The 12,742-nt window shown below is 59.7% G+C and carries 15 protein-coding genes and 1 tRNA gene; 7 read left to right on the top strand and 9 right to left on the bottom strand.

The genetic code is table 11. From position 1 onward, the window contains the following. The first annotated feature begins 212 nt into the window (after positions 1 to 212). Positions 213 to 926, top strand: coding sequence for a dTMP kinase (tmk, locus tag ACP5EL_RS02115; protein WP_428400792.1), 714 nt, complete (start codon positions 213 to 215; stop codon positions 924 to 926). On the opposite strand, the gene ACP5EL_RS02120 is transcribed toward tmk, so the two are convergent. The 3 genes from ACP5EL_RS02120 to ACP5EL_RS02130 all read right to left on the bottom strand — a co-directional run bounded on the left by ACP5EL_RS02120 (position 923) and on the right by ACP5EL_RS02130 (position 3,668). Then, entirely contained in the window at positions 923 to 1,582 is a 660-nt protein-coding gene (locus ACP5EL_RS02120) for a 6-hydroxymethylpterin diphosphokinase MptE-like protein (RefSeq protein ID WP_428400793.1), read from the bottom strand. The genes tmk and ACP5EL_RS02120 overlap by 4 nt on opposite strands. A 95-nt stretch (positions 1,583 to 1,677) precedes the next feature. After that, the gene (locus ACP5EL_RS02125; protein ID WP_428400794.1) at positions 1,678 to 2,637 is read right to left on the bottom strand and encodes a hypothetical protein; all 960 of its coding nucleotides are present in this window, start codon (positions 2,635 to 2,637) and stop codon (positions 1,678 to 1,680) included. Positions 2,638 to 2,810: 173 nt separating this feature from the next. After that, positions 2,811 to 3,668 carry a 4Fe-4S binding protein gene (locus ACP5EL_RS02130; RefSeq protein ID WP_428400795.1) on the bottom strand — a complete coding sequence of 286 codons (858 nt, stop codon included), beginning with the start codon at positions 3,666 to 3,668 and terminating at the stop codon, positions 2,811 to 2,813. Between the two features lie 494 nt (positions 3,669 to 4,162). Between ACP5EL_RS02130 and ACP5EL_RS02135 the strand changes: the two genes are divergently transcribed. The 4 genes from ACP5EL_RS02135 to ACP5EL_RS02150 all read left to right on the top strand — a co-directional run bounded on the left by ACP5EL_RS02135 (position 4,163) and on the right by ACP5EL_RS02150 (position 6,979). Further along, positions 4,163 to 5,023: a coiled-coil protein gene (locus tag ACP5EL_RS02135; protein WP_428400796.1), complete on the top strand. Its 861-nt coding sequence runs from the start codon at positions 4,163 to 4,165 to the stop codon at positions 5,021 to 5,023. A 69-nt stretch (positions 5,024 to 5,092) separates the two neighbouring features. After that, the gene (locus ACP5EL_RS02140; protein ID WP_428400797.1) at positions 5,093 to 5,773 is read left to right on the top strand and encodes a metal-dependent hydrolase; all 681 of its coding nucleotides are present in this window, start codon (positions 5,093 to 5,095) and stop codon (positions 5,771 to 5,773) included. A 99-nt stretch (positions 5,774 to 5,872) separates the two neighbouring features. After that, positions 5,873 to 6,364, top strand: a complete 492-nt coding sequence (gene cgi121, locus ACP5EL_RS02145) for a KEOPS complex subunit Cgi121 (protein WP_428400798.1) — start codon at positions 5,873 to 5,875, stop codon at positions 6,362 to 6,364. Positions 6,365 to 6,373: 9 nt separating this feature from the next. Next, positions 6,374 to 6,979, top strand: a complete 606-nt coding sequence (locus tag ACP5EL_RS02150) for a DUF2150 family protein (protein WP_428400799.1) — start codon at positions 6,374 to 6,376, stop codon at positions 6,977 to 6,979. Positions 6,980 to 7,004: 25 nt separating this feature from the next. Here ACP5EL_RS02150 and map read toward each other — a convergent pair whose 3' ends face one another. The 5 genes from map to ACP5EL_RS02175 all read right to left on the bottom strand — a co-directional run bounded on the left by map (position 7,005) and on the right by ACP5EL_RS02175 (position 10,301). Further along, on the bottom strand, positions 7,005 to 7,886 hold the full coding sequence (map, locus tag ACP5EL_RS02155; RefSeq protein WP_428400800.1) for a type II methionyl aminopeptidase: 882 nt from the start codon (positions 7,884 to 7,886) through the stop codon (positions 7,005 to 7,007). Between the two features lie 46 nt (positions 7,887 to 7,932). Continuing rightward, entirely contained in the window at positions 7,933 to 9,066 is a 1,134-nt protein-coding gene (locus ACP5EL_RS02160; RefSeq protein ID WP_428400801.1) for a M24 family metallopeptidase, read from the bottom strand. A gap of 71 nt (positions 9,067 to 9,137) precedes the next feature. After that, the gene (locus ACP5EL_RS02165) at positions 9,138 to 9,890 is read right to left on the bottom strand and encodes a geranylgeranylglyceryl/heptaprenylglyceryl phosphate synthase (RefSeq protein WP_428400802.1); all 753 of its coding nucleotides are present in this window, start codon (positions 9,888 to 9,890) and stop codon (positions 9,138 to 9,140) included. Positions 9,891 to 9,913: 23 nt separating this feature from the next. Further along, on the bottom strand, positions 9,914 to 10,060 hold the full coding sequence (locus ACP5EL_RS02170) for a 50S ribosomal protein L40e (protein WP_213861269.1): 147 nt from the start codon (positions 10,058 to 10,060) through the stop codon (positions 9,914 to 9,916). 88 nt (positions 10,061 to 10,148) lie between these two features. Next, positions 10,149 to 10,301 (bottom strand) — tRNA-Ser (locus ACP5EL_RS02175). A 142-nt stretch (positions 10,302 to 10,443) separates the two neighbouring features. On the opposite strand from ACP5EL_RS02175, the gene ACP5EL_RS02180 reads away from it, so the two are divergent. Next, a complete protein-coding gene (locus ACP5EL_RS02180) occupies positions 10,444 to 11,667 on the top strand; it encodes an NAD(P)-dependent malic enzyme (RefSeq protein ID WP_428400803.1) in 1,224 nt (407 codons plus the stop codon). Positions 11,668 to 11,709: 42 nt separating this feature from the next. Beyond that, positions 11,710 to 11,916 carry a hypothetical protein gene (locus ACP5EL_RS02185; RefSeq protein ID WP_428400804.1) on the top strand — a complete coding sequence of 69 codons (207 nt, stop codon included), beginning with the start codon at positions 11,710 to 11,712 and terminating at the stop codon, positions 11,914 to 11,916. A gap of 226 nt (positions 11,917 to 12,142) precedes the next feature. Here the strand turns inward: ACP5EL_RS02185 and eif1A are convergent, their stop codons facing one another. Then, the gene (gene eif1A, locus ACP5EL_RS02190) at positions 12,143 to 12,472 is read right to left on the bottom strand and encodes a translation initiation factor eIF-1A (protein ID WP_428400805.1); all 330 of its coding nucleotides are present in this window, start codon (positions 12,470 to 12,472) and stop codon (positions 12,143 to 12,145) included. Positions 12,473 to 12,742: the final 270 nt, after the last annotated feature.

Genomic DNA, 12,742 nt, shown 5'->3' on the forward strand with positions numbered 1-12,742 from the left:
ACTATCGTCTGCCCATGACCTCAAGACAACCCAGATGCGGTACAATAAGCCCGCTGCGAGGGTCACTGAGCCGACTGCGGATCGTCCAGAGGATGAGGCTTCAGAGTTAGCAGAGCATCGGGCGACATACCAAAATCTTATCCTATCCTCGGCCACGCCTTAAATATCAGCAGCGCTTGACCGGAGGCTGCAGATCATGAGGGGAATACTGATTGAGGGGAATCTTGATCACCTTCGAGGGGATAGACGGGAGCGGCAAATCCTCGATCGCCGCCGGGGTCGCCCGGCAGATCGCCGAGGAGGAGAGGCCCCCCTTTGCTGAGAGGCGCTTTCTCTTCACCGCCGAGCCGACCGGGGGCGAAGAGGGTCGGCTGATAAGAGAGAGGCTCAAAAGGTCCTCCCGGAGGACAGAAGTTCAGGGGGAGAGGGCAGGAGAGGCCGAAGAGCTGGAAGAGCTCTTCTTGTTCATGGCAGACCACGCCCGCCACCTGAAAGAGACGGTGATCCCCGCCCTGGAGAGGGGAGAGGTGGTGATATCAGACCGGTACTCCGACTCCAGGGTCGCCTACCAGGGGGCCACCCTCCGGGACGTCGTGCCCCGGCCCCTGGAGTGGGTGAGAGGGCTTCACCGCCCCTGGAGCGTCACCCCCGACAAAACGATCCTCTTCTCCATAGACCCCGCCCTGGCGATGGAGAGGTGCCGATCGAGAGAGGAGGGGTCCAGAGAGGGAACGAACGGCCCCGAGAAGTTCGAGCGGGAGGAGTTTCTCGGAGAGGTGGCGGCGAACTTCGAGCTGATGGCAATAAGCGAGCCGGAGAGGTTCGTAGTCGTCGACGCCGCCCGCGGAAGGGCCGAAGTTCTGGAGGAGACGATGGAGGCCCTGGCCGAGATCCTGGAGAAGACGAAGACTGAAGGTGATACCTAAAGTGCAGACTCGTCTTCCAGGGCCATCGCCACCAGCCTTCGAGCCCACTTGAGCTTCTTCTTCTTGACCGGCGTGACGTCGGGATCGTCGTAATCGAAGCCGATGATCCTGATCTTTCCCGCCCCGAAGCTTCGGGCGAGAAAGACACACCGATCCCCGTCCGAGAAGCCCCCGAAGTTGCTGACCCCCTCCATCGGCTCCGCCTGGGTTGTGCCGAGAACTCTTCGGAGGCGCGGGACGTACTCCTTCAGGGCGTCCATGTTGTCGCCGTGAGCGTGGACCACCACCGCGGAGCCCCTCTCGCTCGCGGCCAGAATGTCGGGAAGAAAGCCGTCCAGATCGGTCACGATCAGGTCGGGAAGTGTCCCCGCCGCAAGAAGGGTGGTCGTCGCCCCGTCGGCGGCTATGACAGCGATCTCTCCCGTGTCCAATTCCTCCAGGAACTCCTTCAGCTCTAGGGGAAGGCTGGGCCCGTTCCCGCAGACGAGGACCTCGCGCCTCCTGATCATCGAGGATAGATCTTCGGGCGAGAGATCGTTCTCCCGGCCCAGGAGCAATCTCTGAAGAAGCCGGGCCGCCTCCTCGTCCTCTTCTCGAGAGAAGCCGAACTCAGCCAGGATCTCCCGGTAGATCGGCTCCCAGTCAGAAAACTGCATGATCTGCCCCTCGCCCGAAGAGAGTTAAGCCTTTGCTGTAAAGAAAGGGACTGCAAAATAAAAGGAAAAAGAGGGTGGGGAAGAGTTCCCCCCGATCAGTTGCAGCATCCGCCGTTGGTAGCCGGCTCATATGCCGAGTCAAAGACAGAGCTCTCGTCGGTTTCTGGCAGCTCGCCCACCATGCACTCCTCGCAGGTGTACTTCCTGTCACAGGGGTCCATGTCTTCGCATCCGCCGATGCAACAGGTGAGCCAGTCGGACTCCTCAATGACGTCCTTGTAGGGCACCTCGAGGGTCATGTTCTTCTCGATGTGGAAGGTTCCGACGTAGTCCTCATCGATCTCGATCATGGGGTTTCTCCAGGCGGAGGTCTCGGGAGTGTGGTAACCGGTGAAGTTCATGCTGTTCGGCTCTCCCTGGAGAACACCAATGTGGACCATACCATCGGTGACATCCTCGTTGATCTTCATGGTGGTGTAGCCTACGCCCTCATAGACCGGGTCTCCATAGTAGTACTGCTTGTCCTTGACTATGACGTCGATCTCCTTGTCCACGGCCTTCGCGTACTCCACCTGGTGGTGCATCGAGGTTACCGGCCTGTAGTTCTTAATGCAGGTCTTCTCCTTGAGCAGGGAGTCGTACCTGACCGGGTTTCGGGCGTAGTAGCCGTTCCCGATGGCCATGGTCATCGGGGAGTAGACCATGGAGTTGTCCTCCCTCGCCGAGATGCAGGAGTAGGCCTCCCACTCCGCCCAGCAGCCGTCGTCATTATAATACTCGATGTCCTCTGCGCAGATGGTTATCTCGTTGTCGATGGTGCCGCTCCCGTGAGCGTAGTCCTTGTACATCGGGCCCTTCTGACCACCAGAGTCTGGCGAGTCTAGCTGGATGTACCGATAGGTCATGAAGTAGCCGCTGCCCTGGACGCTCTGCTCGAAGTCGAAGGTGATATTCCTGGAAGCAGTCACTTTTCGGTCAGGGTCGGTCTCGGCCGCCGCCGCCATCCCCACCAGGAACGACAGGGCGAGTATCGCGATGATTATAGTTTTTCTCAAATCACTCCCTCCGTCTAAACTAAGTTAGTAGAGCCTTATACTAGTCTAGCGCCACCCCCCTATTTTAATCTGTTGATTGCATGATACATTACCGATAGCGCACCTCATCAGTCGACATATCCAAAAATAAATAAAAATAGTTAAATGGATTGGAAAGATGCGAATTCGCCATATCAGCTCTTTTCGGTCTCCGGTGATCCAACCCTCCGCTTGAACTCCTCAAACCCTATGGTGTTGATGAACTCCCGCAGCCGCATTCCGGGCTTGGCACTCTCCCGGTAGACCTCCAGGATCCGCTCGATCAGGGGCAGAATATCCTCCCGGGCCACGAAGTCGCGGAGCATCCAGCCCTCGTGGGGCGGCCAGCTACCCCGTCCGCCAACAAATACCATGTACCCGTCCTCGGCGGTGTACCTCGCCCCCACGGGGCAATTCACGACGCACCGGCCGCACATGACGCATTTGTCATAGTCTATGACCGCCTTTCCGTCGACGACGCTGGCCGCCCCCACCTTGCAGACCTCGACGCACTTTCCGCACCCTGTGCACTTCTCGAGGTCCAGCTCGGGCCTGACCCTCCCCATGATCCCGATCTCGTTGAACTGGGGCCGTGTGCAGGGGAAGGGGCATCCTCCTATCCCGACCTTGAGGGGACCGGGGGTCTTCTCGCCCGTGAACCTCTCGCCGATCTCCTTGGCCAGATCCGTCGTCTCGGCCGCCGCCTTGAAGCAGTAGACCTCCCCCAGGCAGGAGACGACGTTTCTGAAGGTCATGCCCGCAGAGCCGGGCGCAAGCCCCACCTCTTCGAGATCGCTGAGCGCAGAATCCAGCCTCTCCTCGGGGACTCCGAGGATCGAGATCTCCTGCCTCACCGTGAGGTGGACCATGGCGCCGTACTTCTCGGCCACCTCGCCCACCCGCTTCACCTGGCCGGGGGCGAGCATCCCTCCGGTCACCAGAATCTTTATCTCGAAATTTCCGTCTCTCCTCTTGAATACGGCCGGCATACCTTTGTACATCTCGGGCTTCAAAGCAATTCCTCCAGCGATAGATGCTATTAAGATCTCCGATGAACTTGTAAATTGTGGTCAGAATAGGAGAAAACGCAAATTAGATGGCCGATCTGCAACAGATAGGTTATCAAATCTTCAAAGGAAGATTTTCGGAGATGAAAGTCCGAATGGAAAAGAGATCGCAGCACGCCCCAAAAGAGACGATTCTAACCAAAAGATTAATACGTAGGGGATAATCTAGAAAATTGCCACATGCCCATCGACATCGATCTTGGGAAAGAGCTATATTTTGATTCCAGGGAGCTGGAAAAGCGCGCTTCTTCCATCAGGCGCGCAGATTCCCTCTGAGACGATCATCAGATAGCAATGAGAGTAGAGATTTTATTGGGATCTCCCCCGAAGCAGGTCGATTGAGCAAGCATGTGATGTTGATGGTGCCCCACGCTGAATAGTGCCGTAGGGAAAGGACGTTAGACCCAGCCTGAGAGCTGGAAAAGGAGGACAAAAGGGGGATGCTGGCAGAATTGGAAGAAAAGAAGGCCCGGCTGAAGCAGCAGGCCGTCGACTTCAAGGAGAGTCGCAGCCAATTGAACGCTGAGGCAAGCAAGTGGGCCGCGGAGCGGAACGAACTGAACAAGAAGACCAAAGAGCTCATAGACAAGGCTCAAGAGCTCAAGAAGCTCCGTGACGAGTACAACAAGAGCGTGGCCGAGGCCAAACAGAACCGGGACGAGTACAACGAGAAGACCAATGACATCTACGCTCAGATAGACGAGATCAGAAAGAAGCACAACCTGACCGGCGACCGGTCCATTCGAGGTCTGCGAAGAGAGATAGACCACATGGAGTTCAAGCAGCAGACCGAGGTTCTGAGCCCCGAGAAGGAGAAGCAGCTGGTCGAGAGGATCTCAGCCCTACGAACAGAGTTCAAGACGAGAAAGGAGCAGATGGAGAAGAACGAGGTGCTCAGAGACCTTCTGGACGGGGCCCAGGAGCTTCGGGACAAGGCCTCAGAATACCACGATCTCGTCACGAAGTCCGCAGAGCTCGCCCAGGAATACCACGACAAGATGATCGCCACCTTCAAAGAGGCCGACCAGATGAGGGCCCAGGCCGACGCAGCCCACCGGGAGTTCGTAACGGCTCAGGAGGCGGCCGACAAGCAGCACCGGGAGTTCATAAGAACTCAACGAGAGATACGCGATTTCGACAAGATCATCACAGGTCTCAGGAGAAAGAACAGGGAGAAGAGAGAGGATAAAGTCAAGGCCGAGGTCAGGAAGGAGGCCGAGGAGATCCTCACCCAGTTCAGACAGGGAGAGAAGCTGGATACCTCAGATCTCTTGAGACTTCAGCGTTCAGGGCTGGTTTAAACTCGGAGCGACCGGAAGGTCGCTCCTTCGACCTGCAGAGACCATCTCTCATCGCCCGGGTGGACCGAGATGAAGATAACCTGGCTCTCTCATTCTTGCTTTGAGCTCGCCGAGTCCATGAAGATCCTCGTGGACCCCTACATCAGCGAGAACCCCTCAGCGCCGAAATCGGTGGACGAGCTCGATCCGGATCTCATAGCCGTCACCCACGGCCACGCCGACCATCTCGGCGATGCAGAGGATATAGCCAGACGGACGGGCTCTCCAGTCCTGGCAGTCGCTGAGGTGGCGAAATACCTGGACCGCCAGGGCGTCAGGTCTGAGGGGATGAACATCGGCGGCACCTTCGGGGTGGGCGACGTCGTCGTCACCATGACGCGGGCGATACACTCCTCGGATATAACCCTCACCGATCCGCCGAGGTGCGGCGGCGAAGCTGCCGGCTTTGTGATCGACGACAGGATCAGGGTCTACCACGCCGGAGATACCGCCCTCTTCAGCGACATGAGGCTGATAGGGGACCTCTACAGGCCCGACGTCGCCCTTCTGCCGATCGGAGGGAGGTACACCATGGGCCCCCGAGAGGCGGCGATCGCCACCAGCTGGATCAGGCCCCATCTGGTCATACCGATGCACTACAACACCTGGCCCAGGATAAGGCAGGACCCTCTCAAGTTCCGGGACCTGGTGGAGACCCTCTGCGACTCCGAGGTCGTGATCATGGAGGTCGGCGACGCCGTAGAGTGCTGAAGGTTTATTTTTATATTTCTTCTCGATGCATTTGCCGCTCCCGGGGCGGGCCGATCATCGACCGCAAACTTTTAAACTCCGTCGCCAAACCACCCGCTGATGAGCGAGGTTCGTCTGCTCTTTGGAAGGCCGAAGATAAAGGGGAAAGAAGCCTTTCTGGCGGCTTTGAGAGAGGCTCAAGATAGGTACGGTTGCGTCATCCAGGCGATGGACGCGTCTCTGGTGGTGGGCGAGCTGCACGCCGCCTTCGCCGCAGAGAAGGCGGTGCGGGCCTTCTCCGATGAGAGGAACGTGGCCAAAGACCTGGGCCTGGAGATCCTCCGCTACGCCTCAGGCCAGAGACAGATCGAGCGGGCGCTCTCCGTGGGCGTATCAGAGGCCACCCGACGGGTAGCCCTGATAGTGATGGAGAACGGAAAGGATCTGGAGATCTCCGATATCATCGACGCCGACGACGGAGGACCCTCCTGGAGCCCGGCGGCCGTGAGGGAGACCTTCGAGATCGGAGATCTGGAGATCGAGGCCGCAGGCGAGGATAGGATTCCCGACCTCGTCCTGGAACGGATAGCTCTGATGGATGCTTACCGATGAGAGGATCTTATGAAAGAAGAGTTCTACACCCGGGGCCGATGGCAGAACTGGATCAACAAGATAAAAGATAGCGGGTTCACCCTCAAGGAGTCGGATGAGGACCCATCAGCTGCAGTCTTCGTCTACGCCATGGACGACGTGGTCTTGGCCTGCCTCAAGGTCATCGCGAGATGCGAACACGGCACCATATCCAAAGAGGAGGCTATATCCACCATCGACGAGATCAGAGATATCGTCTCCGAGAGGGATGAGTCCCTTGGAGAGGACGCGAATCTGATGCTGGAGTCGCTGAGCACCGCCCTGACGGCCGTATTTCTCTCAAGCCAGCGCTACATCGAGGGGGGCTACGACAAAAAGACGCCCCTGGAGGATCTGGTGAGAAAGGCGGTCCTGGCCGAGGAGGCCGACCGGATGGAAGAGGCCCTGGGGACACTTAGCGATATCGGGGCGAGAGTGATCGGAGGAGAGTCCCTCCCCGAAGAGGCCTTCGCAGATATGCCCTACTGCCTGACGGCGGAGCTTCTCGACGGCATCGACGCCATATCCGCAGCTCAGATCGGAGACGACAGCTACAAGGAAGACGACGGGTCCGAGGACGACGGCAAAGACGCCTGAGAGGCCAGCGGTCGGCTCTCGAAGGTCACCTGGCCTCTGTGGTCACCTCACGTCCGCTCTCCGTCACGATCACCGTATGCTCCGCCTGGGAGACGAGGGCGCCCTCGGCCTCCCAGAGGAGGGGATATCGGCGAAGGACCCCCGCCCGGAGGAGCTGGCCTATGGCGTAATCGATCCTATCTCCCGAGAGCCATCTCCGGGCGAAGGGGAGGGTGGAGTAGTTTTCCTGAACCTGTTTTAGGAGGGCTCTCGCGGGCGGCGACCTAACCGGCCTCTTGGCGACCAAGGAGAAGATCTCGGCCTCCCGCGCCTCCGATATCCTGCCCACCCCGTCGGTGGCGAAGGGCTCGATGGCTATCACGTCCCCGGCCGATAGCAACACTCCCTTCTCTATCGCCCTGTTGGGAATCGAGGGCTCGCCGTGGGCCTGGTAGCGGCTGAGGCCGTGGCCCGTCAGGTTCGCGACCGAGCTGTAGCCGTACCCATTTATCGCATCCTCGATGGCCCCCCCCAACTCCGCCGTGTCGACGCCGGGCTCGACCAGCTCTATCGCCGCGGCGAGCCCGGCCCGCGAGGCCTCCACCAGATCGGGGTGGCCGCCCAGGTCCACGGACACGGCGGAGTCGGCGATGTAGCCGTCGACGTGTACTCCGATGTCCAGCTTCACCATCTCTTCTCCGAAGACGGACTCGTCCTGGGGCCGGGGAGTGTCGTGGGCTGCTACCCTGTCCCGGGATATGTTGCAGGGGAAGGCGGGCTCGCCGCCGAGATCCCTCGTCGTCTCCTCGACATAGTTTGCCACCTCCAGGATCGAGACCCCGACATCGATCATAGAGCTCGCCTCGTCCCGGATCCGGGCCAGGATATCTCCCGCCTTCCTGTACTTCTCAAGCATTTCAGCGTCCATCAAAGATCAGACTCCTCTCAATCAAAACTCCCTGGTCAGACTCTTCTCAGAGGGTAAGCCGCTTCTCAAGGTTGGTAAGGTTGTCGCATCCCCCCTTCTTCACCACCACCAGATCCTCGAGCCGGACCCCGCCCAGCTCCGGGTAGTAGAGGCCGGGCTCCACGGTGACGACGTTATTCTCCTGCAGATTTTCGCCGACCTCGCTCAAGGACGGACCCTCGTGGACCGCAAGGCCGACCCCGTGACCCGTGGAGTGGATGAAGCCCTGCCCCTCCCTCTCGGGGTAGCCCCGCTCCTCGAAGACCTCACAGACCTTCGCGTGGACCTCCTTTCCCGTCGCCCCTTCCCTGACGGCCGCGATCCCCGCCTCCTGGGCCGCCAGGACCGCCCCGTAGATCTCGACGACCTCCTCTTCGGCCTCGCCTCGGAGGACGGTCCTGGTCATGTCCGCGAAGTAACGGCTCCTCTTGGAGCGGGGAAAGATGTCGATGACGATGGGAGAGTCCGCGGGCAGGGGGCCCGATCCGTTGCAGTGGGGGTCTGCCGCCTCTTCTCCTCCCGCCACGATCGTATCCTCCGCCTCGCAGCCCCTCTCCAGAAGGGAGACCTCGATGGCCGACCTCACCCTCTCCGAGGTGAGGGGTTTCCCCTCGAAGACGAGATGCTCCCCTCGGGGCCGCGATCTTCTGATCAGTTCGATGGCGACCTTCATCGCCTCCTCGCAGGCCCTCTGGGTCGATCTGATCGCCTCGATCTCCTCGGAGGTCTTGACCTTCCGCCACTCTCTTGCGGGGTTATCCAAGACCGATAGATCGAGCTCGCCGGCGAGATCCAGATAGACCCTCACGGGAAATTCGCCGGGAACCCCGAGCCTTCTGATCCCCCGGTCCCGGAGAAACTCCTTCAGGACCGCGACGTAGGCTTCCTCGGGCCGGTCGAGTTCGGCCATCTTTTCTACGATCCCGTAATCGGAGGTGCTGACCACCTCGTCGGCAAACGACTCCTTTTTCGCCCTCCCCTCCTCCATCCCCGAGACCAGGATGGATACGGAGGGGGCGGCCAGGAGGGCGAAGCGGTCGGGGGCGAGAAAACGGGAGAGATAGTAGATGTTGGGATTGCAGAGGCTGTCTCCCAGGAGGAGGAGGCCGTCCAGCTCGTGATCGGAGAGGAATTCTGCCATTCTTTGATTTCCCATCCTTTGAGAGGAAGAGGACATAACAACCGGATCTGTTGAGAAGATATAAAAATAGCTCAGCGGGCCTTTATGGACGAGGTTATCTCGCGGACGAAGGCCTCGACGTCCTCGGACCTCTCGACCCCGGTCCCGGTGACGATGACGTCCGCCCCCGCCGCCACCAGGTTTCGCGCCGCATTGCCCGACCGGATCCCCCCGCCGAGGACGAGAAGCGTCTCACCCAGGATCTTCTTCGCCGCCGCCACCATCTTCAATGGAACCGGCTCCTCCGCCCCCGAACCCGCCTCCAGATAGACCATCCTCATTCCGAAGTACTTTCCGGCCAGGGCATAGGCCGCGGCCAGCTCGGGCTTCTTTCTCGGGATCAACTTCGCGTCCCCGACCCAACCCACCGTCCCACCGGGCTCGACGATGACGTAGGCCATGGGGATCGGCTCGATCCGGTATTTATAGACCAGGGGAGCGCCGAGAGCCTGGTTCTCGATCAGGTAGCTCGCGCTCCGAGAGTTCAGAAGGCTCATGAAGAAGACGGCGTCGGCGTTGGAGCAGAGCCCAGAGACCCCGCTCGGAAAGAGGATCACAGCAAGCCCAGACTCTTCCTTGATCGCTGCTACCGTATCCTCCAGGGCGTGGCCTGCAGCGCCGACCGACCCCCCCACCATGATGGCGTCGGTGCCGCCGTCTGCTGCGGCCCTCGCCATCCTGCCCGCCTCTTCGGGGCTCTGGGAGTCGGGGTCGATGAGGGTGAGATGTGCGGCTCCGGTCGCCTCCACGATCTCCGCCAGCATCTCTTCGACGGGACCGATCATGAGAACGTCAGCCCCAGACCCGTCTATCCTCTGCTCTCCTTGGACTTGACGCGAAGCCCCTTGTAGCCGCACTTGCGGCATCGGGTCGAGCGGGCGGCATTTCGCGCGTTGCAGCGCATACAGATCTTCATGTTGAGAAGTCGGTTTTCAGCCTCTGGAAATCGAGCCATGAGATATTGCCTCTTTAGTGGTTGTTATCCGATATGCGATCACCGCTAGATGAACCGCGGCGATATGAACTTTTTGGATCGGGATCATTGGCGCCGGGGTTGGGATTTTCCTGAAAGGGCTTTCTCGCCCCCTCATTTTGAACCCAAGCGTCCCAGAAGGGACAACAGGTCTCGAGCCTGCCGCGTTTGGACTCTTCAGACCCCTTGGAGACAGAAGATTAGTCCGCTCTGCCACCCCGGCTCCGGAGCATCTAGTTCAAGCTTCTGGTTTATATCTGTTGGCCCTGAGTCCGGGTCGCGAGGAGGGGCGGGTGGCCCGGAGAGGCGAGTTGGCGAGGATAGGCTTATGTGGACGCGAGACGAGATGACGGCGGGAGATTTGGATGGCCCTTCGAGATGATGCGCTGGAGTTCCACCGGAAATCAAGGGGTAAGATCGCAATCAAGAGCAAGGTTCCCTGCAGCACGCGGAAGGACCTAAGCCTGGCCTACACCCCGGGAGTCGCCGAGCCCTGCCGCGAGATCGCAAGAGATCCAGAGCTGGTTTACGATTACACCTCCAAGGGGAACCTGGTGGCGGTGGTCACCGACGGGTCCGCGGTCCTGGGCCTGGGGGATATCGGTGCCGCGGCCTCGATGCCGGTGATGGAGGGGAAGGCGATCCTCTTCAAGGGGTTTGCCGACGTCGACGCCTTCCCCATCTGCATAGATTCAAAGGACGTCTCGGAGATCGTGGAGACGACCAAGAGGATATCAGTCGTCTTCGGCGGGGTCAACCTGGAGGATATCAGCGCCCCCCGCTGCTTCGAGATCGAGGATCGGCTGAAGCGGGAGCTGGACATCCCTGTATTTCACGACGACCAGCACGGGACCGCCGTGGTGACCGGAGCCGCCATGATCAACGGACTCAAGATCGCAGAAAAGAGGTTTGAAGACGTCTCGGTGGTCTTCAGCGGGGCGGGGGCGGCAGGGGTCGCAGTATCCAAGTTTCTGATGAGCTTCGGAGTCCGCGACATCGTCCTCTGCGACAGCCGGGGAATTATTCACGAGGGACGATCTGACCTGAACCCCTCCAAGATGGAGATGGCCAGAATCACAAACCCAGAGGGAAAGAGGGGATCTCTAGCCGACGCCATGAAGGGCTCAGACGTCTTCATCGGGGTTTCTGCCCCCGGGATCGTCACCGAGGAGATGGTCAGGTCCATGGCCAAAGAGCCTATAGTCTTCGCCATGGCCAACCCCGTCCCCGAGATCATGCCCGACCTGGCCAAAAAGGCCGGGGCGAGGGTCGTTGCCACCGGCAGGTCGGACTTTCCAAACCAGGTGAACAACGTCCTGGGCTTTCCGGGGATCTTTCGGGGGGCCCTCGACGTCCGGGCGAGGGAGATAGACGAGGAGATGAAGATGGCGGCGGCCAGGGCGATCGCGAGACTCGCGGAGCCGATCTCCGAGGAGTCCATAATCCCCTCGCCCTTCGACCGGCGGGTGGTGCCGAAGGTCGCCGAGGCGGTGGCGAGGGCGGCCATCGAGTCGGGAGTTGCAAGGCTCGTAGTCGATCCCGCCGAGGTCGGAAGGAAAGCCGCGGAGAGGATCGGGCTTGTGGGATAGCCAGCGGCGGAGGGAGAGGGAAGCTGAGGCGGCCACGTCCAGATGAGAGGAGGGGGCCATCGTAGAGTCCACAGAGGTGGGGACGATATTGGAGACGAACGAGAAGGGAGGAAGCTGGATAGAAAGACCGTCCAGAGGGCGCTGGACGTCGCCAGGGGCATCCTCAGAGCCTCGTCGGAGGTGGTGGGGGTCGTGGCGGCCTGTCGCGCCCCCGGGGGGTGGCCCGTTCCCTGGTATGGTGTGGATTAGGGGAGGATAACGCCTCCAGCATCGAAGGCGACTAAGAAAAGTTCTGGTTCTTTAGCTCTCTTTTTCTGCTCTCGTCGTTCTCTCGTCGCCGCGGCGACTCGCCTCGCCACTTGGTCATGTAACTGTGACCACAGAGAGATAGGGGAGAGAATCGCATTACCTGGCTTCAACCAGGGGGCGCGAGATCTCCTTTTTCATCGCTGGAATCAGCTTTCCAGCTACATCTCTACCTTTTGATGTACCCTTTACGCTCCAGATAATCTACCTGAGGCCTAGTATACCTCCATACAACGTCGGCCTTCTCGTCCTGAAAATCCCAGGGAACGACGATGACGACATCGTTTTCCCGGATCCAGATCCTTTTCTTCATCTTGCCGGGTATCCTCGCCATCCTCTCCTTGCCGTCGAAGCATCTCACCATCAGCCTGTTCGCGCCGAGGCGAGTCTCCACGGACCCGAAAACCTCTCTATCGTGCGCTCGAGGAAGGCGGACTCGCTTTACGACCTCAGGACCTTGTGCATTTCTCTTCCTTTTTCTACTTGCATAATTAGCCAGTTATATCACCACTAAAGACAGGTCGATCTTCAAATCCGAGATTTCGGCACAGATGGCGACGACCCTCCTCTCGGACCTCTCTGCGCCCCTCAAGTTCCTCACTATCATGCCATAACCTCCATCCAGAGCGTCTCCACCTCTTTATCTAAGGCCAGATCGGGTATCTCCAACAGGGCGATGACGACGGACTCTTCCAATATGGCCAGGCCGCGCTCCAGCTCGTCGTCTCTGATGGTGAGGGGGATCAGACACTTCAGAACCTGGTCCAGA

It is taken from the genome of Methanocrinis sp. (genome assembly GCF_049974945.1).
In the GTDB taxonomy this organism is placed as follows: Archaea; Halobacteriota; Methanosarcinia; order Methanotrichales; family Methanotrichaceae; genus Methanocrinis.